General features: G+C 42.8%; 18 protein-coding genes, 1 other RNA gene and 2 pseudogenes. 13 read left to right on the forward strand and 8 right to left on the reverse strand.

Translation table 11 applies throughout. The features are described from left to right. Window positions 1-7 precede the first annotated feature (7 nt). From obgE to ssrA, 5 genes and pseudogenes are all read left to right on the forward strand, one after another. Window positions 8-1,162 (forward strand): GTPase ObgE, encoded by a 1,155-nt coding sequence (gene obgE / locus A4V03_RS03265; protein WP_065537954.1) that lies wholly within the window; start codon window positions 8-10, stop codon window positions 1,160-1,162. After that, window positions 1,159-1,971 (forward strand): annotated as a pseudogene (gene pgeF, locus A4V03_RS03270) (peptidoglycan editing factor PgeF). Before obgE ends, pgeF begins: the two are co-directional and overlap by 4 nt. Before the next feature lie 50 nt (window positions 1,972-2,021). After that, the gene (locus A4V03_RS03275; protein ID WP_065537955.1) at window positions 2,022-2,687 is read left to right on the forward strand and encodes a B3/B4 domain-containing protein; all 666 of its coding nucleotides are present in this window, start codon (window positions 2,022-2,024) and stop codon (window positions 2,685-2,687) included. 28 nt (window positions 2,688-2,715) lie between these two features. Further along, entirely contained in the window at window positions 2,716-3,357 is a 642-nt protein-coding gene (locus tag A4V03_RS03280; protein ID WP_065537956.1) for a M23 family metallopeptidase, read from the forward strand. Window positions 3,358-3,499: 142 nt separating this feature from the next. Next, window positions 3,500-3,896: a transfer-messenger RNA gene (gene ssrA, locus A4V03_RS03285) on the forward strand. Window positions 3,897-3,917: 21 nt separating this feature from the next. Here ssrA and A4V03_RS03290 read toward each other — a convergent pair. Further along, complete coding sequence (locus A4V03_RS03290) at window positions 3,918-4,139, reverse strand: hypothetical protein (RefSeq protein WP_065537957.1); 222 nt, start codon at window positions 4,137-4,139, stop codon at window positions 3,918-3,920. A 41-nt stretch (window positions 4,140-4,180) separates the two neighbouring features. Beyond that, window positions 4,181-4,507: pseudogene (locus A4V03_RS03295) on the reverse strand (DUF4419 domain-containing protein); the annotation flags it as partial. A 216-nt stretch (window positions 4,508-4,723) separates the two neighbouring features. Here A4V03_RS03295 and dinB point away from each other — a divergent pair. From dinB to A4V03_RS03310, 3 genes are all read left to right on the forward strand, one after another. Then, window positions 4,724-5,815, forward strand: a complete 1,092-nt coding sequence (gene dinB / locus A4V03_RS03300; RefSeq protein WP_065537959.1) for a DNA polymerase IV — start codon at window positions 4,724-4,726, stop codon at window positions 5,813-5,815. A 139-nt stretch (window positions 5,816-5,954) separates the two neighbouring features. Then, complete coding sequence (locus tag A4V03_RS03305) at window positions 5,955-7,889, forward strand: heparinase II/III domain-containing protein (RefSeq protein ID WP_065540262.1); 1,935 nt, start codon at window positions 5,955-5,957, stop codon at window positions 7,887-7,889. A gap of 59 nt (window positions 7,890-7,948) precedes the next feature. Then, entirely contained in the window at window positions 7,949-8,650 is a 702-nt protein-coding gene (locus A4V03_RS03310; protein WP_065537960.1) for a DUF4627 domain-containing protein, read from the forward strand. Between the two features lie 159 nt (window positions 8,651-8,809). On the opposite strand, the gene A4V03_RS03315 is transcribed toward A4V03_RS03310, so the two are convergent. Further along, window positions 8,810-9,988 carry a C1 family peptidase gene (locus A4V03_RS03315; protein ID WP_065537961.1) on the reverse strand — a complete coding sequence of 393 codons (1,179 nt, stop codon included), beginning with the start codon at window positions 9,986-9,988 and terminating at the stop codon, window positions 8,810-8,812. Window positions 9,989-10,081: 93 nt separating this feature from the next. After that, a complete protein-coding gene (locus A4V03_RS20950) occupies window positions 10,082-10,219 on the reverse strand; it encodes a hypothetical protein (RefSeq protein ID WP_167371336.1) in 138 nt (45 codons plus the stop codon). 326 nt (window positions 10,220-10,545) lie between these two features. Here A4V03_RS20950 and A4V03_RS03320 point away from each other — a divergent pair, with 326 nt between their 5' ends. Further along, a complete protein-coding gene (locus A4V03_RS03320; protein WP_065540263.1) occupies window positions 10,546-13,272 on the forward strand; it encodes a transglutaminase-like domain-containing protein in 2,727 nt (908 codons plus the stop codon). A gap of 102 nt (window positions 13,273-13,374) precedes the next feature. On the opposite strand, the gene A4V03_RS03325 is transcribed toward A4V03_RS03320, so the two are convergent. The 4 genes from A4V03_RS03325 to A4V03_RS03340 form a co-directional block, all read right to left on the reverse strand. Further along, the gene (locus A4V03_RS03325; protein WP_065537962.1) at window positions 13,375-14,130 is read right to left on the reverse strand and encodes a copper homeostasis protein CutC; all 756 of its coding nucleotides are present in this window, start codon (window positions 14,128-14,130) and stop codon (window positions 13,375-13,377) included. A 67-nt stretch (window positions 14,131-14,197) separates the two neighbouring features. Continuing rightward, window positions 14,198-15,733 (reverse strand): ribonuclease Y, encoded by a 1,536-nt coding sequence (gene rny, locus A4V03_RS03330; RefSeq protein WP_065537963.1) that lies wholly within the window; start codon window positions 15,731-15,733, stop codon window positions 14,198-14,200. 124 nt (window positions 15,734-15,857) lie between these two features. Beyond that, window positions 15,858-16,148 (reverse strand): cell division protein ZapA, encoded by a 291-nt coding sequence (locus tag A4V03_RS03335; protein ID WP_065537964.1) that lies wholly within the window; start codon window positions 16,146-16,148, stop codon window positions 15,858-15,860. Between the two features lie 11 nt (window positions 16,149-16,159). Beyond that, window positions 16,160-16,453 carry a hypothetical protein gene (locus tag A4V03_RS03340; protein ID WP_065537965.1) on the reverse strand — a complete coding sequence of 98 codons (294 nt, stop codon included), beginning with the start codon at window positions 16,451-16,453 and terminating at the stop codon, window positions 16,160-16,162. Window positions 16,454-16,918: 465 nt separating this feature from the next. Here A4V03_RS03340 and A4V03_RS03350 point away from each other — a divergent pair, with 465 nt between their 5' ends. Genes A4V03_RS03350 through xylB form a run of 4 tightly spaced genes read left to right on the forward strand, consistent with a single transcriptional unit; the run spans window position 16,919 to window position 20,440 of the window. After that, window positions 16,919-18,016, forward strand: coding sequence for an SMP-30/gluconolactonase/LRE family protein (locus A4V03_RS03350; RefSeq protein WP_065537966.1), 1,098 nt, complete (start codon window positions 16,919-16,921; stop codon window positions 18,014-18,016). Between the two features lies 1 nt (window position 18,017). Continuing rightward, the gene (locus A4V03_RS03355) at window positions 18,018-18,389 is read left to right on the forward strand and encodes a Lin0368 family putative glycerol transporter subunit (protein ID WP_065537967.1); all 372 of its coding nucleotides are present in this window, start codon (window positions 18,018-18,020) and stop codon (window positions 18,387-18,389) included. A 13-nt stretch (window positions 18,390-18,402) separates the two neighbouring features. Next, a complete protein-coding gene (locus A4V03_RS03360; RefSeq protein ID WP_065537968.1) occupies window positions 18,403-18,882 on the forward strand; it encodes a Lin0368 family putative glycerol transporter subunit in 480 nt (159 codons plus the stop codon). Window positions 18,883-18,913: 31 nt separating this feature from the next. Beyond that, a complete protein-coding gene (xylB, locus tag A4V03_RS03365) occupies window positions 18,914-20,440 on the forward strand; it encodes a xylulokinase (protein ID WP_065537969.1) in 1,527 nt (508 codons plus the stop codon). Window positions 20,441-20,448 lie beyond the last annotated feature (8 nt).

Here is a 20,448-nt window from a genome sequence, read left to right on the forward strand (position 1 = left end):
AAAAAATATGGCTGAATCGAATTTTGTTGATTACGTAAAGATATACTGTCGCTCGGGTAAGGGCGGAAGAGGCTCTACGCACATGAGGCGCGAGAAATATTGTCCTAACGGAGGTCCCGACGGGGGCGATGGTGGCAGAGGAGGTCATATCATCTTGCGCGGTAACCGTAATTACTGGACATTGCTGCACTTGAAGTATGACCGTCACGCAATGGCCGGTCATGGTGAATCGGGGAGCAAAGGACGTAGTTTCGGAAAAGACGGTGCGGATAAAATAATAGAAGTACCCTGCGGAACAGTAGTTTATAATGCCGAGACAGGGGAGTATCTTTGTGACGTAACAGAAGACGGACAGGAAGTGATTTTACTCAAAGGCGGTCGCGGCGGTCTGGGTAACTGGCATTTCAAGACGGCAACCCGCCAGGCTCCGCGTTTTGCGCAGCCGGGAGAGCCGATGCAGGAAATGACCGTTATCATGGAGCTGAAACTGCTTGCCGATGTCGGTCTGGTAGGTTTCCCGAATGCGGGAAAGTCAACTCTGCTTTCTTCCATTTCGGCTGCCAAACCGAAAATTGCCGATTACCCGTTTACTACGCTCGAACCCAACTTGGGCATCGTTTCCTATCACGATGGAAAATCCTTTGTGATGGCGGACATACCGGGTATTATCGAAGGAGCCAGTCAGGGAAAAGGTTTGGGACTGCGTTTCTTGCGTCATATCGAACGTAATTCATTACTGCTGTTTATGGTTCCGGCAGACAGCGACGACATTCGTAAAGAATACGAAGTCTTGCTGAACGAACTGCGTACCTTCAATCCTGAAATGTTGGACAAGCAACGTGTGTTGGCCATCACCAAGAGCGATATGCTCGACCAGGAATTGATGGACGAGATTGAACCTACACTGCCCGAAGGCATACCACACGTATTCATATCTTCTGTTTCCGGTTTGGGCATCTCGGTATTGAAAGACATCCTTTGGGAAGAGCTGAACAAGGAAAGCAATAAGATAGAAGCTATCGTTCACCGTCCGAAAGACGTGACCCGCCTACAACAGGAACTCAAAGACATGGGCGAAGATGAAGACATCGTTTATGAATATGAGGAAGATGGTGACGATGATATCGATTATGAATACGAAGAAGATTGGGAAGAAGAATGATTTCTCTTACAAAACATAACGAGTTGAAGGGATATAAGTCATTAGATGCATATCCCGAAGTAGCTCATTTCGTAACTACACGTCACGGAGGTATAAGCACCGGAGCTTACGGCTCTTTCAACTGTTCGCCTTATACCAACGACTCATGTGTGAACGTCAATCGCAATCAGGACTGGTTGTTTCAGTGCATGAATCATCAGATAAAGGAATTATTTATTCCTGAACAGAGTCATGGTTGCGCCAGTCTGATTATCAATGAATCATTTTTTAAAGAATCATTGGAAAGGAGACGGCTACTTCTGCGAGGAATGGATGCTTTGATAACGAATGTGCCGGGATATTGCGTTTGTGTCACGACAGCGGATTGTGTTCCTGTATTGCTGTACGACAAAAAACAACACGTTGTGGCTGCCGTTCATGCCGGATGGAAGGGAACGGTGAAGCATATTGTCAGTCATGTGATGGACCACATGACTCAAAAGTTCGGGACGTAAGGCGAAAATGTAATAGCTTGCATCGGGCCGAGCATTTCGCTCGAATCATTTGAAGTAGGCGATGAAGTGTATGATGCTTTTGAAGAAAGCGGCTTCGATATGTCTCTTATTTCTATGAAGAAGAAGGAGACAGGCAAATATCATATTGATTTGTGGGAAGCCAACCGGATTGAATTACTGAATCGCGGAGTGCCTGCAGAGCAGATAGAAGTGGCTGGAATCTGTACCTATATTCATCATGATGAATTCTTCTCCGCACGTAGACTGGGAATAGATTCCGGTCGTATATTGTCGGGAATAATGATTAGAAAGTAATAATTAGTGTCCGTAATCGCAGGACGCTGATGATTGGTTTATGATAAGTTATGTTTGAAATAAAAGTATCTAAAGAAATAAAAGACGCATGCCCGGTTTTTGCCGGAGCCGCCGTGTATGCTGCGGTGAAGAATACTGCTTACAACGAAGGGCTTTGGCAGGAAATCAACGCTTTTGCCGGGCAACTGACTTCCACTACACAGATGGAAGACATCAAACATCAACCTGTTATCTTTGCTACCCGTGAGGCTTATAAGCGTTGTGGCAAAGATCCCGGACGTTATCGCCCGTCAGCCGAAGCTCTACGCCGCCGCCTGATGCGTGGAATCCCGTTATATCAGATTGATACGTTGGTAGACCTTATCAACCTTGTGTCTCTTCGCACGGGACATTCGATCGGTGGTTTTGACGCGGACAAAATACAAGGTACGCATCTTGAACTCGGTATCGGCAAAGCAGGAGAACCGTTTGAAGGTATCGGACGCGGTGTATTGAATATTGAAGGATTACCTGTATATCGTGATTCTTTTGGCGGAATTGGAACCCCGACAAGCGATCATGAACGTACGAAAATGGATCTCGGAACCACTCATATCCTAGCCATAGTCAACGGTTATAACGGAAAAGAAGGTTTGCAAGAAGCGGCTGAAATGATACAAACCTTATTAAGAAACTATACAGAATCGGATGGAGGCGAAATCGTATGCTTCGAATAATTAGAATGAGTGCTCTAAGAAAAAAGACATGAAAAACATACTTATCTTACTGACAGTTTTATTATTATTGCCACTGACTGCCGACGGGCAGGATAAATCCTCCTTCTCTGCCCGCGAAATGGCTGATGTACGGGTAGCTACTCCCGGATTATTTGCTAAAGGCAATCATATCTATCTGCATTTGGATTCTCTGAAAGATCACGAATATGCTTTCCCATTACCCGGAGGAAAAGTAATCTCTGCCTATGGAACTCGCGGAGGACATTCGGGAACAGACATTAAGACCTGTGCAAAAGATACGATTCGTGCTGCTTTTGATGGAGTGGTGCGTATGTCGAAACCCTATTATGCCTATGGAAATATCGTTGTAATCCGCCACGCCAACGGATTGGAAACGCTTTATAGCCACAATTTCAAGAATCTGGTTAAAGCTGGTGATGTCGTAAAAGCCGGACAAGCTATCGGGCTGACAGGACGTACTGGTCGTGCCACTACCGAACATGTACACTTCGAAACCCGTATTAACGGGCAACATTTTAATCCGAATCTCATTTTTGACTTTAAAGAGAGAACATTGCGGAAAGAATGTATCAAGTGTACCAAGAACGGGAGTAAAATCGTTGTGAGAACGCATACTCCTGATAGCTGGGTTGCTCAGAGTAAGAAGTAATTAAATATAAAATAGCTTCGTAAAGATAACGCTTTGATATAATATTTGCTAACGTTTTCTCGTTAATTAGAAAATATTTCCTATCTTTGCACTCTTGGAAAAGAGTTCTAAAACAATCGCTATTCTGTACGAATAAAAATTTGGGCTTGACTGGATTTGACAGCGGGCAGAAATGGTAGGTAAGCATGCAGTGGGTCGGTAATTTCCACTTAAATCTCAGTTATCAAAATTTTATCTGGCGAAACTAATTACGCTCTTGCTGCTTAATCGAAGTATAGTAGATTAGCTTAATCCAGGCACTAGGTGCCAGGACGAGACATCACTCGGAAGCTGTTGCTCCGAAGCATTCCGGTTCAGTGGTGCAGTTACATCGGGGATAGTCAAAGGTGGCCTCGCGCTTTTGATGAAACTTTAGAGGATAAGGTAGGAATTGATGGCTTTGGTTCTGTTCCTGCACGAAAAATTAGGCAAAGATAAGCATGTAGAAAGCTTATGATTTCCTCGTTTGGACGAGGGTTCGATTCCCTCCAGGTCCACAATAAATGCTGATTTTTAGTGTTTTATGAGATTTGCACCCCGCTTTGCATTCTAATAATGTAAAGCGGGGTGTTGACTTTTCCGCCCCAACCTAATCTTTTTTGGTGGTATCGAATGAAGTTCCCCAATTTCCAATAGTGGAACAGCATTTGTGCATTGGCTGCAACAATCAATTGCACTTGTGCATGTTTTATCTCAAAGCCTATTGCATGAATGAGGGCTTCAAAGTCTTTTCTTTCTCTCATCAGGGAGACAATTCCTACCTTCCAGCTTTTTTCTTCTCTTACAATTCCGGGGACAATACAAATGGTCTGTGATCCGCATAAGCTTGATATATACCATTGAAAAAAGAATTAGGGCCAAAAGAAACGAGACTGTCGGGAGATTCGCTCTTTGCAATGATATGATAAGGAACCTTGATATTCTTCTCTTTTATCTCATAAGGCTCTATATCCATATCTGATAATATAAGACTTTCGTAAATTTCATTCGGGGAGTGTAGATGAAGTAATTCTTCAGGCTTTGAAAGCTTTTCAACCTTAAAAGTGATTCCATTTTGAGCGAATGTGGAAACACTGCAAAAGATAAATAAGCAAAATAATGTGTTTTTCATAATCTTAAAGAGTTGTATGGTGGCACAAACTAATTAACTACCTCTATATTTTGAATAGACGATATGCAAATATAGTATTATTAAGAACTATCTTTGATAAGATATTGAATGTTTTTTGACTTATATCTATAAAAATCATAAGCATATTATTTCTTGAACCGATAAGTAGGATTTATTCGGGAATTTATAGTAAGTTTGCTCTGCTAATTCTAAACAATGACGCAGAGAAAAATTATACATATCGACATGGATGCCTTCTATGCCTCTGTAGAACAGCGTGATAATCCTGAACTTCGTGGCAAACCTTTGGCGGTAGGTCATGCTGAAGAGAGGGGAGTTGTGGCTGCTGCCAGCTATGAAGCCCGGCGTTACGGTGTTCGTTCTGCCATGGCTTCGCAAAAGGCGAAACGTCTTTGTCCCCAACTCATTTTTGTACCTGGCAGGATGGATGTTTATAAATCCGTTTCCTGTCAGATACATGAGATTTTCCACGAATATACGGATATCATCGAACCTCTGTCTCTGGATGAAGCTTTTCTGGATGTCACAGAAAATAAAAAAAATATTTCCCTGGCTGTGGATATAGCAAAGGAAATAAAGCAGAAGATTCGGGAACAGCTCAACCTTGTTGCATCTGCCGGAGTTTCTTATAATAAGTTTCTGGCTAAAATAGCTTCGGACTATCGTAAACCGGATGGCTTATGTACCATTCATCCGGAACAAGCCCTTGATTTTATAGCCCGTCTTCCTATCGAATCTTTTTGGGGAGTAGGTCCGGTGACTGCAAAGAAGATGCATCTGCTTGGCATTCACAATGGACTTCAACTACGAAAATGTTCTCTTGAAATGCTGACAGCACATTTCGGAAAAGCCGGCGCACTGTATTATGAGTGTTCACGAGGAATTGACGAACGCCCTGTCGAAGCAATTCGTATCCGTAAATCCATTGGCTGCGAACGTACATTGGAACGTGATATTTCAGCCCGTTCATCGGTCATTATCGAACTATACCATGTAGCAGTAGAGCTGATTGAACGTCTTCAGCGAAAAGACTTCAAAGGCAACACGCTTACTCTGAAAATCAAGTTTCATGATTTTAGCCAGATAACCCGAAGCCTTACTCAATCGCAGGAACTCACCACCTTAGACCGGGTACTTCCACTAGCAAAAGAATTGCTTAAAAGTGTCGAATTTGAGCAACATCCAATCCGGCTCATCGGTCTTTCCGTCTCTAATCCAAAAGAGGAAGCCGATGAACAACACGGTGTTTGGGAACAGTTGAGTTTTGAATTTAGTGATTGGGATTGAAGGCGAAGGGGAAGAAATATAACATTAAGAGTACTATTTTTGAAGTATGTACTTTTTTGTCATCAGGTTCGTATGATTTACTCACCTCATTTTTTATCAGATACGTTATCTTTGCAATACTTAAATGAATGAAAATACCATGAATCGAATGAAACATTTATTTTGTGTTCTTTTACTAGCAGCTTTGGGAAGTTTTTCTTTCAAGGCAAACGCTTACACCGAACGCAATATGCTGCAAAAAGCGGCAGACGAAACTACGTTGAAAAACGTGTTGGTAATGAAACAAGCATGGGTGCCTTATCCTGCTTATACAGATCGTGCCGCCTGGGATTCTTTGATGGGTCCCAATAAGCAACGCCTCATCGAAGCCGGCGAAAAACTCCTCGACTATAAATGGCAACTGATACCTGCCACTGCTTATCTGGAATACGAACGTAGCGGTAACCGTAAAATAATGGAAGTTCCTTATGACGCCAACCGCCAGGCACTTAACGCCTTGATGCTCGCCGAACTGGCCGAAGGGAAAGGGCGTTTTATCGACCAATTACTGAACGGAGCATATATGAGCTGTGAAATGAATTCATGGGTTCTATCCGCACACTTGCCCCGCCAGAGTAGCAAACGTTCACTTCCCGACTTCCGCGAACAGATTATCGACCTCGGTTCAGGCGGATACGGAGCTTTAATGGCCTGGGTACACTATTTCTTCCGCAAACCATTCGACAAAATCAATCCTGTGGTATCCTTGCAAATGCGTAAAGCAATCAAAGAACGTATTCTCGATCCGTATATGAACGACGATGAAATGTGGTGGATGGCTTTTAACTGGAAACCGGGAGAAATCATCAACAACTGGAATCCCTGGTGTAACTCTAATGCCCTGCAATGTTTCTTACTGATGGAGAATAATAAGGATAAGTTGGCGAAAGCTGTTTATCGCTCCATGCAGTCAGTCGATAAGTTTATCAACTTCGTGAAATCCGATGGTGCCTGTGAGGAGGGAACCTCTTACTGGGGACATGCCGCCGGAAAGCTCTATGACTATTTGCAGATACTCTCTGATGGCACAGGCGGTAAACTGTCTCTGTTCAATGAACCGATGATTCGCCGGATGGGAGAATATATGTCCCGCTCATACGTAGGCAATGGCTGGGTGGTGAATTTTGCTGATGCATCGGCACAAGGCGGGGGCGATCCTTTGTTAATCTATCGCTTCGGTAAAGCTGTAAACAGCGATGAAATGATGCATTTTGCCGCATACCTGTTGAAAGGAAGAAAACCGTATGCTACCATGGGCAACGATGCTTTTCGTTCGCTTCAATCTCTACTTTGCTGTAATGAGCTGGCAAAAGCAACTCCGAAACATGATATGCCGGATGTAACCTGGTATCCCGAGACGGAATTCTGCTATATGAAGAATAAGAACGGTATGTTCGTTGCCGCTAAAGGCGGATTTAATAACGAAAGCCATAACCACAACGATGTAGGAACTTTCTCTTTATATGTAAATACAATTCCTGTGATAATTGATGCCGGTGTAGGTACATATACCAAACAGACGTTCGGTAAAGACCGCTATACCATTTGGACGATGCAGAGCAACTATCACAACTTGCCGATGATTAACGGAGTACCGCAGAAATTCGGGCAGGAGTATAAAGCTACCAATACCGTTTGCAATGAGAAGAAACGAATGTTCTCTACGGATATAGCTACTGCTTATCCGGCAGAAGCGAAAGTGAAAAGCTGGGTTCGCTCTTATGCTCTTGATGATAAAAAACTCATTATTGGTGATATTTATACGTTGGATGAGGCTATTGCTTCTAATCAAATGAATTTTTTAACTTGGGGCAATGTGACTTTCCCGTCAGCCGGAAAAATCCGTATCGAGGTAAAGGGACAAAAGGTGGAAATGAACTATCCGTCGCAGTTTAAAGCCGAACTGGAAACAATCAAACTGGATGATCCGCGCCTGTCTAACGTATGGGGCAAAGAGATTTACCGCATCACACTAAAGACTGAAGAAAAGAAAGTGACTGGTAAATATGGATTTGTTATTCAACAAGTGAAGTAGGATGAAATAGATTTTTAAAGCTAGAAAAAATAAAGTATAAACAATTAAATCACAGTAAGATGAAAAAAGTATTATTTGCCGGCCTTTTGGTTCTAGCAGGAGTAAGCGTAAGTGCGCAGAACCTGATAAAAAACGAAAAATTTGCCACTGAAGTAAAGACTAAAGTGACTAATGCCAACAAAGCTACCGCAGGAGAGTGGTTTATCATGAATAATGAAGCCGACGGAGTAACTACTATTGCCTGGGAAGAAACAGGAGATGCCAAATATCCGAATGCAATGAAATTGGATAACTCCGGTGCTGAAAAGAATATATCTTGGTATAAAGCTTTCGTGGGACAACGTATTACCGATGGTTTGGAGAAAGGTATCTATGTTCTTACTTTCTATGCAAAAGCTAAAGAAGCAGGAACTCCGGTCAGTGTATACATCAAGCAAACCAATGAAGAAAAGAACGATAATGGTAAGTACAATACTACTTTCTTCATGCGTAGAGATTATGACGCGGATGCTCAACCAAATGCTTCGGGCGCACAATACAATTTTAAAATTAAAGATGTCGGTAAATGGACTAAAGTAGTGGTTTATTATGATATGGGGCAAGTGGTAAATGCTATTAGCAGCAAGAAAGCAAATGCTAACTTGGAAGTGTCTGATACAGAAGATGATGCTGCTATTCTGAAAGATTGTTATGTGGCTATTCTTTCCCAGAATAAAGGCGGCGTTGTAGAAATCAGCGACGTGACATTGAAAAAGAAATAAAGAGCAAAGGATTTAATATAGTAGGTTAACAAAAAATAGGGCAGTGAAGTAGTGATACTTCGTTGCCCTATTTCTTTTGTTATATGAATATAATGGAGAGTTCCAAATAAATAAATGTATGAAACAGTCAATCTCCCTTCGAAACTGATTTCATGCGATTTATTGAATACCGAGTTTCTTCTTCAGTTCCTTCGGCAGAGAATCTTTGTGTACCATCACGCAGATTGTTTTAGCGCGTACATAGCTTTCAGACATATTCAGATAACCTCCGGATTTGTTGCTTTCCGCTCCCCAGGAATTCTTGGTGATATAATATTTAGTACCATTCTGATCTTTCACAATACCGGTGATGTGCATCAGGTGGTCGTCAGTTGTCACAAACTTCTCGTAACCATCCTGACGGATTTCCGGTGTTACGTTGATTTCCGGATAAGGATGCTCAAACTTGAACACTTCGTCCATACGTTCGTATTTAGGCATTTTCTCAAAACGCGCCCGGTCGGTAGTCGAGTAATCTTTCACATCCTCCACTTGCGGATTGATGGCGATTCCGTTCTTGAAAGAGAAACCCTGTTCGCTTACGTCACCGTCCCAACATACAGTATATCCTTTGTTCAGTGCATAGTCGATAGCTCCGATCAGTTCGTCCAACGGAAGATTATACATCGGCTGGTTTTCCCAATTGTCGGGAACTTCAGGTGAGAATGTCTCATAATAAGGCTTGTGAGTGAAACTAGTCAACTCAACGTAATCATCCATATTCAATCCCAGACTTTCTGTGAAAGATTGAGGAGTATATTCTTTTCCTTTATAAGTGAATTTTTCGGGAAGTTTGCCCAGATAAATATCGAACAGATTATTAATAAGCGCATCAAATTGCGGAGTACGCTTTTTAGATTCAATATTTGCGTCTACCAATGCTTTGAGGTAGCGTGACAATGCACCGTGATTGTGGTCTTTGTTATCACCCGGCAATCCGGTGTACACTTCTTCCGGAACGATTCCCGCTTTCTTATAAGCGTTTTTGAAAGTGTGTGCCAAACTTCCTTCACCGATACTTCCTTTACCACGACGGAGATAATTGTCCTCCATCTGATTCATGTACTTTTGGCGAACGATAAACATTTCCGAGAGATCATATTCTCCTTTTCCCATCCGGAGCAGTTCCGACTCCATGAAAGAAGCAGTAGCAAAGCACCAGCAGGTTCCTGTAGAACCCTGATCTTTGACAGGCGTTGCTTGGTGAGATACAACGGTTGTGAACTCATAACCGGGTGTTTGTGCAAAAGAGGTTACGACCAATAAGAGGAGCGCAACCGACATAAATAGCTTTTTCATAATGTGTTTTATAATCTTTCTTCTGCAAATGTATAAAAAAAGCGAAGATACTCGAAAGTTCCTCGCTCTATTTATTATAATTAGTGTGTTTATTTACATGGTAACCTGCTGTGATAGCAGTTTTTGAAGTTTACCGTTTAATGTTTGGCACATTGCACCATTTCCCATTGCTTGATAGCGTTTAATACGGTACTGTAACATCATAATTTTTTCATTTGCATTCTTTTTCATAATTTGTTTCCTCTTTTTTTGCCCTCCACGTTTTGAAGAGCGGTTTTACATTTTTGTTTTCTCTAATAACACTGCAAAGATACAAATTGTTTTCGAATTATATGCTGTAAAACATAGAAATCTTCTTTTTCTTTTGAGTTTTCTTTTTATGAGAGTTCGAACACGGTCTATATTACGAACCTGTTACAAAATTTCCGGAGTTTTCCGTCAATGACAATATTATTCTTATCTATCACATTTTTATGTATTTATTTAGGTATTCAGAAAATATTCTTCTATTTTTGTCTGTCAGCAACCTTATTAATAAGAATAAATCAGACATTTATATGAAAACATTTACCCATCTTTTGTGCGTCCTGATTTTGTCGATTGTGTTGTTTGCTTGTAACAATGCTCACTTCCTCAAAGAAGAATCCTACCGGAATCAAGTAGCTCAAGACTTTGAGCAGAAAAAACAGGCACTTCCTCATGGAGATTTATTTGCGATCTTTGCCGATTCTATTTTGTCAGTCTACGAGCGCGAAGCATTGATGTTTCTCTACGCTTATATGCCGATAGGCGATGTGACGGACTATCCGGGAGATTATTACTTGGAGAATGTCCGGCTGTCGAAGCAGACCCGTGACGAGATGCCTTGGGGCACAGAGATTCCCGATGAAGTGTTCCGTCATTTTGTTCTGCCAATTCGGGTGAATAATGAGAATTTGGATGATTCCCGTCGTGTGTTTTATGATGAACTAAAAGACAGGGTGAAGGGACTGCCGATGAAAGACGCGATATTAGAGGTGAACCATTGGTGTCATGAGAAAGTAGTCTATCGTCCGAGTGACGCGCGTACCAGCTCACCATTGGCATCTGTCAAAACAGCGTATGGGCGTTGTGGTGAAGAGTCTACCTTTACGGTGGCTGCGCTCCGGGCGGTCGGTATTCCGGCACGGCAAGTGTATACGCCCCGTTGGGCACATACGGATGATAATCATGCCTGGGTGGAAGCATGGGCGGATGGACATTGGTACTTCTTCGGCGCTTGTGAACCGGAACCGGTTTTGAACCTAGGATGGTTTAATTCCCCTGCTAGTCGGGGAATGTTGATGCATACCAAGGTTTTCGGACGATACAATGGTCCGGAAGAGATTATGCTTGAAACACCCAATTACACAGAAATCAATGTGATTGATAATTATGCCCTTACTGCCAAAGCTATCGTAACGGTGACGGATGCCGACGGTCAACCGGTAGCAGATGCCAAAGTCGAATTTAAGATATATAATTATGCGGAATTTTATACAGTAGCCACAAAATATACAGATGCAGAGGGGAAAGCCAGCCTGACTGCCGGTAAAGGAGATATGTTGGTTTGGGCATCTCGTGACGGACAATTTGGTTATGCCAAAATCTCATTTGGAAAAGATGATGTATTGCAACTCTCTTTAAATAGGAAAGAAGGTGAAGCCTATTCCTTGCCAATGGATCTTGTACCTCCGGTGGAAGGAGCGAATATTCCCGAAGTCACTCCCGAACAACGGGCGGAAAATGATCGGCGCATGGCGCAGGAAGATTCAATCCGCAATGCGTATGTAGCAACAATGATGACGGAAAAACAGGCCAAAGAGTGGATAGATAAACTATATGGAAATACCTTACAACCGGAAAAGAAAGAAAAACTGGTAAACTTCCTGGTTGCTTCGCGAGGAAACCACCAAACCTTGAAAGACTTCCTTTCAGCCATCCGAAAAGAGAAAGACGCTGTTTCATGGGAGGAAATACGGGCTATATGGATATTAGAGAGTCTTTCGGCTAAAGATCTCCGTGATGTAACTCTGGATGTATTGAATGATCATCTGCTGACTAATATCTCGGATTGGGAGAAGATAGAGACTGATTTATTTAAAAGAATGTACCTTAACCCTCCTCGTATAGCCAATGAAATGTTGACTCCTTATAAAAAGGTACTTCGTGAAGCCATTGAAAAAACAGTGTACCAGTCTGTGCCCGATAGCATGAAACGTGATCCCAGAGTATTAATAGAATGGTGCAGAAAAGAGATTAAAATCAATAATGAACTGAATTCCCAACAGATTCCTATCTCTCCGATGGGAGTATGGAAAGCACGGGTGGCTGATGAAAAGTCGCGTGATATATTCTTTGTGGCAGCTTACCGGAGCATGGGATGGGCGTCCGCTGCCTGGATTGATGAAGTGACCGGAAAGGTGCAGATTCTAAATGAAGAATTAGCAAAGGAAGATGTCAACTTCGATACGGCAGAAGCAGCACAGTCCCGAAAGGGAATGTTGCAAGCTACTTACACACCTATCCGCTCTGTGGAAGATCCTAAATATTATTCGCATTTCACTCTTTCCAAGTTTAAAAACGGCACATTCCAGTTGCTTAATTATGACGAAGGAGAGACGGATATGGGGGATGGAACTACCTGGCGTAATTTATTAAAATATGGGAGAGAGCTTGATGAAGGCTATTATATGATGGTGACCGGAACTCGGTTGGCAAGTGGCGCGGTGCTTTCCAACAGTACATTTTTTACTATAGAATCCGGTAAGATAACCACCGTTGACCTTGTGATGCGTGAAAGCAAAGATCAGGTGCAAGTGATCGGCAATTTTAATTCGGAAGCGACCTATCGTCCGGTTGACAGCACTGAACAGCGGAGTATCCTGCAAACCTGCGGACGTGGCTATTTTGTAGTAGCTGTTCTTGGGGTAGGGCAGGAACCTACCAACCATGCACTAAGAGATATAGCCGCTTTGGGCAATGACTTCGAACAATGGGGGCGTAAGATGGTCTTTCTTTTCCCTTCGGAAGAACAATACAAAAAATTTAATGCCGACGAATTCAGAGGACTACCGTCTACCATCACTTACGGTATTGATGTAGATGACAGCATCCGCAAAGAGATTGTGCAGGCTATGAATTTAAACAATTCTATTCTGCCGGTGTTTATCATTGCAGATACATTTAATAGGGTAGTCTTTGTTTCTCAAGGATATACAATCGGTTTGGGTGAGCAATTGATGAAAGTTGTACATGGGTTATAGACAAGAGCAGGTATACAATAATCGTTAATTCTTATTCTTAATGCGTTTTTTTGGAAAAGAATGATTATCATTTCTTATTAAATAGTGGAGATAAGCAGTTACCTATATTCTTTTGTGTAGACTTTCAATCGTCTCTTTTACTCTTCGTACGGAAGTTACATTCCGTGCGTACTCATTGATGTGTACTGTTCCTCCCATGGAGACAGCTTCGTTTCTGAATTTCATCTCACTTTGAATGTTTTCACGTGCCGAGAAATGAAACTCATAGATTCCGGTTTCTGCGGCAATGCGTGCAATATTATTTTCATTTACTCCGCATCCGGCGAGTAATATTATTCTTCCGGTGGCTTGTTTCTGTAACTCTTCTAAAAGAGGGATTCCCAGTTCTGCTGTAGGTTGCTGGCCGGAAGTCAGAATACGGTTGCACCCCAGTTTGATGATTTGTTCTAATGCTTTCTGTGGGTTACGGCATACATCAAATGCCCGGTGAAAAGTCACAGATAGCCCTTGAGCTGCTTCCATTAATTTTTGCATTGCTGGCAAGTCTACTTCACCCTCTGCTGTCAGACAACCGAATACTACTCCGTCTGCCCCTAATTTTCGTGCAATTTCAATATCTTTCAGCATTGTCCGGATTTCGATATCCGAATAAAGGAAATCTCCTCCACGAGGACGGATAATAACATGCAGGCGAGTGTGAGTCAATACTTCTCTTGCGATGGCAATCTCACCATAGGAGGGCGTTGTTCCACCTTCCGGTATGCCGGCGCATAACTCCACACGGTCTGCGCCACCTTCTTGTGCAGCCAGGCAACTTTCCACTGAATTGGTACAAATCTCAAATTGATACTTTCCCATAGTCGTGATATTAAAAAAGGGCGAATTTCTTCGCCCTTATATGAATCTTCTTTTTTGAATCATTACGTTATTTAGCGAAACTTACCGCACGTGTTTCACGGATTACGGTAATCTTCACTTGTCCCGGGTAAGTCATTTCATCTTGGATCTTCTTGGCAATTTCACCTGACAGGCTTTCTGTCTGCTTGTCGTCAATCTTATCTGCACCAACGATAACACGGAGTTCGCGTCCTGCTTGGATAGCATACGTCTTTGTTACACCCGGATAAGACATTGCCAGTTGTTCGAGATCGTTCAAACGCTTGATATAAGCCTCTACGATTTCGCGTCGTGCGCCCGGACGTGCACCGGAGATGGCGTCACAAACCTGTACGATAGGAGCCAGCAGACTAGTCATCTCCGTTTCGTCGTGGTGAGCACCGATAGCGTTGCAGATATCCGGTTTTTCTTTGTATTTCTCGGCAAGTTTCATACCCAGCAATGCGTGCGGCAATTCCGGTTCTTCGTCGGGCACTTTACCTATATCATGCAGCAAACCTGCACGTTTTGCTTTCTTCGGGTTCAGTCCCAGTTCCGATGCCATCACAGCACAAAGGTTAGCTGTTTCGCGTGCATGCTGCAACAAGTTCTGACCGTATGATGAACGATATTTCATCTTACCGATGATACGGATCAATTCAGGATGCAGACCGTGGATACCCAAGTCGATGGTAGTACGTTTACCCGTTTCGATAATTTCTTCTTCCACTTGTTTGCGTACTTTAGCTACCACCTCTTCGATACGGGCCGGATGGATACGTCCGTCAGTCACAAGCTGATGCAGCGCCAGACGGGCAATTTCACGGCGAACCGGGTCGAAGGCAGAAAGAACGATTGCTTCCGGAGTATCGTCTACAACGATTTCAACGCCGGTAGCAGCTTCCAAAGCGCGGATGTTACGTCCTTCACGTCCGATAATACGTCCCTTGATTTCATCCGATTCGATATGGAATACTGTGACAGAGTTTTCAATGGCAGTTTCTGTAGCCACCCGTTGGATAGACTGGATAACGATACGTTTAGCTTCTTTGCTGGCAGTTAATTTAGCATCATCCATAATGTCATTGATGAATGATTGTGCCTGCGTTTTAGCTTCTTCCTTCAGTGATTCTACCAGGCGTTCTTTGGCTTCTTCGGCAGACAGTCCGGAGATTGCTTCCAGTTTATCAATTTCCTGCTGTTGCAGTTTATCGAGTTCTTCTTTTTTCTTGTCAACAATCACAAGTTGCGCTTCCAGGTTCTCTTTTACCGCTTCGGCTTCCATTTTTTTACGTTGGATTTCTTCCTGACGCTGGTTAAGCACCATTTCACGTTGCTTCAACTTGTTTTCCGCTTGCTGAATCTTCTGATTCCGCAATGCTACCTCCTTTTCAAGGTCTGCTTTCTTATTCAGGAATTTCTCCTTCACTTCCAGCAGCTTGTTTTTCTTAATTACTTCTGCTTCCGTCTCCGCTTCTTTCAGGATATTGTCGTATTTGGATTTCAGTACATACCGGAATAGTATATATGAAAGGAATCCTCCTACGATGAAGCAAGCAATTGCTGTTGCTATTATTGCTATCATTCTACATTTAATTTAAGTATATAAATAAAAACGCACCACCAAATATCAAAGCAATTATTTTTGCTTGGATATTGTGCAGTGCGTGGTTGTTTTATCTCTTATCAGCGAATAGCCGGTCCTGGATTTATTCTTCCTTAAAATAATCCTCCAACAGTTCTGTCAGTTCTTTTACCTTCTCCACATAGGGGCTGGTATCATTCCGTTGCATCAATTGCAGTTTCTCTAACGAGAACTGATAGGCTACCATGGCAATAATTTTTTCGGGTTCCAGGTTTTTATAGACTTCCCGATACTTATTAAGCCTGATATTTACCTGTTTGGCAGCTTCCCGTACCACTTGTTCTTCCTCACGGTTGATGGTTAATGGGTAGTTTGAGTCTGCTATCTGCAGGTTTATCTTTATTTTATCGTTCATACATCTTCTTCTTATTCATTCAACAAAGCGATGCATTTATCGACTTCACGCACTAATTTTGACAATCGCAGCTTCGTCTCTTTTACGTCGCTGCCGTTAAGGCTGATTGCCGTAGCTGTTTTTAGGTTTGTATAGCTGACTTCCAATTCATCGTATTGCGCCTGTACCTTCTCATTTTTTAATTTTTCAATATCGAGAAGCTTCTTCAACTTGGCATTTTCACGCTTTAACTCATCGTGCAAATAGATCAAATGCCGTAGCTGCGTCTCAAAGGAATTCAATAACTTTTTTTCTTCTTCTGTCATCACTACACCAAAATTGTACACAAAAATACGATTAACTCTGATATTACAAAAACTTTTCGGGAGAAAATGTTCTTTTTCGTCTAAATTAGCTATGAATGGAGGGGAAAGTAGAGTATTGCATAGGAAGCAAATAGATACTGCTTGTAATATAAGGTATATATCATAGTAAACTAATTATGATGACATACTTATAAATGCATCTCGTATATGTTATTTTACAAAGGATTGTTTTTTTATTCTCTCCGTATTCTATTTTCATTTTCTCCATATCTTGCTTCCTATTCTTCCATATTCTGATCCTTATCTCTCTATTCATCGCCTAAATTTTCAATTTCTGCATCATTTTGAACGAATTTTGTCCTTTATTGATTTGTCATTTTCCTTCTTTGCTGATAAATACTAGTATGTTTGCGTACCGAACTAACGGACTCAAATTATAAATATAAACATTTGTATTATCTAATCATGAAAAAGTATTATTTACTATCTCTTGTGACCGCTTCTTTGATAGGAGCAACCTGTATTCAATGTACTTCTCCGAAACAAAAGAGTGGGGAAAATTCTCTTCCACAGAAGAGTGAATTGTTTGCAACTCTACCGGACTGTTGTCCGACACCGGACGGAATGGCTGTTGCTCCTAATGGAGATTTGATTTTGGCTTGTCCGAATTTTGCAGATATTACACAACCCGCTTGCTTGATGCGTATCACTAAAGATGGCAAGATAACAAAGTGGCTCGATGTTCCTGTATTGGAAGAAACCGGTTGGGCTTCTCCGATGGGAATCGCTTTTAATGAAGAAGGCGACTTGTTTATTTGCGATAATCAAGGTTGGAGCGGAGCCGAGAAAGCGAAGAATAAAGGACGCGTTCTTTGCTTGAAGTTTGATAACGGTCAATTGAAAGAAACAATCACTGTAGCATCCGGTATGGAACACCCAAACGGTCTTCGTATCCGCAACGGGAAATTGTATGTCACTCAAAGTTCATTATCACAAATCAAAGATCCTTCGGGATTGCTTGTCAGCGGGGTATATTGTTTTGATATGAATGACCGTGATGTGGTAGTTACGAATACATCCGAAGATAAAAATCTCATTACCACTGTTATCACGAAGAATCCTGAAGTGCAATACGGATTGGATGGAATCGTATTCAATGAAGCGGGCGACCTCTTTGTAGGAAACTTCGGTGATGGTGCCGTTCATCGCATTAAAATGGATGCGGAAGGTAAAGTGGTAAGTAATGATGTATGGGCACAAGATACCACCCAGTTACGCACCACGGATGGAATGTGCATAGATGATAAAGGAAATATCTGGGTAGCGGACTTCTCCGCAAATGCGGTTGCACGTATTGATAAAGACGGAAAGATTCAGCGTATTGCTCAAAGTCCAGATTGTGACGGTAGCGACGGAGGTTTGGATCAGCCTGGTGAACCTATCGTGTGGAACGGACAAGTAATTGTATCTTGTTTCGATTTGGTGACCGGACCGGACAAGGTTAATACTAAACATGATAAGCCTTTTACACTGGCTAAACTGTCATTGGAAGAAAAAGAATAAAATGAAAAAATATCTATCAACCTTTGCCGGCTCCGCTATCTGTGGTGGATTTGCGTTTGGCATTTGGCCGGAACTTTGGAAGACATACGGGCTGATGGGCGGTTGGCTGGCGGCAACGCTGATTATCGGCATTATGTGGTATATGAATCATTATCATGGAGCCATTCTCAATCCTTCCGGAAAAATATGGCTTGATCAGGGTTGGTGCATCGGTTCTGCCGGAATCGCTTGGGGAATTGTCCGCTTTCAGGGAGATATCACCAACTTCTTTTATGCAGTGCCCACCTTAATCTGTTGTCTGATAGGAGGTGCTTTGGCAGGAATACTAGTATGGAAAATCCGTTCGTGCGATTGTGCCCGGAAGATAAATTAAGGAGGAAAGAACAATGAGCGAATGGTTACAGACTTATAATGAATTTTTCGGTATGTATCATGCCGGAATCATCACATCTATTTTCGGAGCTTTTGCCGTCACCTTTACAGTGCTGATGAGCTGGCCTAAATTAGTAAAAGACTTTGGTCCGATAGGTGGATTTATGGCAGCCGCCCTTATTATCGGTACTTTCTGGGTAGTCAATCATAAATTGCCCGGATTCGGTTTTTCTACCGGACTGTTGAATGACGCTGAAGGTTTTCCGATGCAATTCAGCCTGATTCATCAGGGAAATCGCGGCAGTGCTCCCTGGGTAGATATGGGATGGGCGATTGCAATGGGATTTATCTTGTCCGATGTACTTTGCGCACCGAAAGGAACACGCGGAGAACTGTTGAAAGAAGCATTTCCCCGTTGGCTGGTGATTATTCTGGGTGGTATTGTCGGCGGTATTTTCGTAGGACTTACCGGATATACAAATGCGGCACTCTAACTCTATTAACTGAAAAGAAGAAAAATCATATATGTATATATTAGCACATGACTTGGGTACCAGCGGTAATAAAGCAACCTTATTCGACGAATCGGGATTGCTGATTGCTTCGCGCACAGCTGCTTACCCAACAAATTACGCTTCCGGCAACCGGGCGGAACAGAATCCGCATGATTGGTGGAAAGCCATTGTAGACACTACACAAGCACTTCTCGAACTGGTATCCCCCGCTGATATTGCCGGTGTGGCACTTAGCGGACAAATGATGGGATGCCTTTGTGTGGATAAGGACGGTCGCCCGCTTCGTCCTCACATGCTTTATTGCGACCAGCGTTCGCAGGAAGAAGAGATGATTCTCTCTGAAAAGATAGATCCGCTTCATTTCTATGAAATCACAGGACATCGGATCAGTGCTTCCTATTCCATAGAGAAACTGATGTGGGTAAAGAAACACGAGCCGGAAGTCTTTTCGCAGACAGCCAAGATGCTGAACGCAAAGGATTATATCAACTATCGCTTGTGTGGTACTCTTGCTACAGACCCTTCCGATGCTTCGGGTACTAACGCATACGATTTGAATCGTTGGCAGTGGAGTGAAGAAATCATAGAAGCGGCCGGACTTGATCTTTCTTTATTCCCGGACGTTCGTTCATCTATCGACGTTATCGGCGAAGTGACAAACGAAGCAGCCCGTGAAACAGGTCTACTGGCGGGAACCCCCGTTATTTGTGGCGGTGGCGATGGCAGCTGTGCCGGAGTAGGGGTAGGCTGTGTAGCTCCGGGTAGTGCATACAACTATCTGGGTTCTTCCTCCTGGGTAGCATTGACAGTGGAAAAGCCGATTGTAGACGAACAACGCCGCACCATGAACTGGGCGCATGTAGTGCCGGGTATGCTGCATCCGTCGGGAACGATGCAGGCGGCAGGTTCCTCTTACAACTGGATGATAAACCAACTCTGCCAGCATGAGCAGGCCTTAGCGGCTCAATCGGGCCGTAGTGTGTTCGAACTGATTGACGAACAGATACTTTCTTCTCCGATAGGAGCCAACAAACTCCTGTTCCTGCCTTATATGCTTGGTGAACGTACTCCCCGTTGGAATGTAGATGCGAAAGGAACATTCATTGGTCTGACACTGGGGCATCAACATGGAGATATGTTGCGTGCCGTTATGGAAGGTATCACGCTTAATTTGGGATTTATTGTCAATATCTTCCGCCAACATGTTCCTATCGACCAAGTGACCGTTATCGGCGGATGTGCGCAGAATCCTGTTTGGCGTCAGATGATGGCGGATATTTATCAGGCGGAAATTCGTGTACCTAATTATTTGGAGGAAGCTACTTCAATGGGAGCAGCTATCTTGGCAGGTATCGGTGCGGGGGTCTTTAAAGATTTTTCTGTAATAGACCGTTTTGTCCGTATCGAACAGACCGTGCTGCCGATTCCTGAAAACCGGGCGAAATATGAAGCGTGGATGTCTGTTTTTGATAAAGCCTATCATGCTTTATATGATATGTATACTGAGATTGCAAAAACTGAATTAGATTCTATATAAAACCAAAG

Origin of the sequence: Bacteroides caecimuris (assembly GCF_001688725.2) — a bacterium.
In the GTDB taxonomy this organism is placed as follows: domain Bacteria; phylum Bacteroidota; class Bacteroidia; order Bacteroidales; family Bacteroidaceae; genus Bacteroides; species Bacteroides caecimuris.

Coding starts and splice junctions, on each gene's coding strand:
- A4V03_RS03310 (WP_065537960.1), top strand. CDS start 7,949: ATGAAAAAAGTATTATTTGCCGGCCTTTTGGTTCTAGCAGGAGTAAGC.
- A4V03_RS20950 (WP_167371336.1), bottom strand. CDS start 10,219: ATGAAAAAGAATGCAAATGAAAAAATTATGATGTTACAGTACCGTATT.
- A4V03_RS03305 (WP_065540262.1), top strand. CDS start 5,955: ATGAATCGAATGAAACATTTATTTTGTGTTCTTTTACTAGCAGCTTTG.
- rny (WP_065537963.1), bottom strand. CDS start 15,733: ATGATAGCAATAATAGCAACAGCAATTGCTTGCTTCATCGTAGGAGGA.
- A4V03_RS03275 (WP_065537955.1), top strand. CDS start 2,022: ATGTTTGAAATAAAAGTATCTAAAGAAATAAAAGACGCATGCCCGGTT.
- A4V03_RS03320 (WP_065540263.1), top strand. CDS start 10,546: ATGAAAACATTTACCCATCTTTTGTGCGTCCTGATTTTGTCGATTGTG.
- A4V03_RS03315 (WP_065537961.1), bottom strand. CDS start 9,988: ATGAAAAAGCTATTTATGTCGGTTGCGCTCCTCTTATTGGTCGTAACC.
- A4V03_RS03360 (WP_065537968.1), top strand. CDS start 18,403: ATGAGCGAATGGTTACAGACTTATAATGAATTTTTCGGTATGTATCAT.
- A4V03_RS03355 (WP_065537967.1), top strand. CDS start 18,018: ATGAAAAAATATCTATCAACCTTTGCCGGCTCCGCTATCTGTGGTGGA.
- obgE (WP_065537954.1), top strand. CDS start 8: ATGGCTGAATCGAATTTTGTTGATTACGTAAAGATATACTGTCGCTCG.
- A4V03_RS03350 (WP_065537966.1), top strand. CDS start 16,919: ATGAAAAAGTATTATTTACTATCTCTTGTGACCGCTTCTTTGATAGGA.
- A4V03_RS03325 (WP_065537962.1), bottom strand. CDS start 14,130: ATGGGAAAGTATCAATTTGAGATTTGTACCAATTCAGTGGAAAGTTGC.
- xylB (WP_065537969.1), top strand. CDS start 18,914: ATGTATATATTAGCACATGACTTGGGTACCAGCGGTAATAAAGCAACC.
- dinB (WP_065537959.1), top strand. CDS start 4,724: ATGACGCAGAGAAAAATTATACATATCGACATGGATGCCTTCTATGCC.
- A4V03_RS03290 (WP_065537957.1), bottom strand. CDS start 4,139: ATGAGAGAAAGAAAAGACTTTGAAGCCCTCATTCATGCAATAGGCTTT.
- A4V03_RS03335 (WP_065537964.1), bottom strand. CDS start 16,148: ATGAACGATAAAATAAAGATAAACCTGCAGATAGCAGACTCAAACTAC.
- A4V03_RS03280 (WP_065537956.1), top strand. CDS start 2,716: ATGAAAAACATACTTATCTTACTGACAGTTTTATTATTATTGCCACTG.
- A4V03_RS03340 (WP_065537965.1), bottom strand. CDS start 16,453: ATGACAGAAGAAGAAAAAAAGTTATTGAATTCCTTTGAGACGCAGCTA.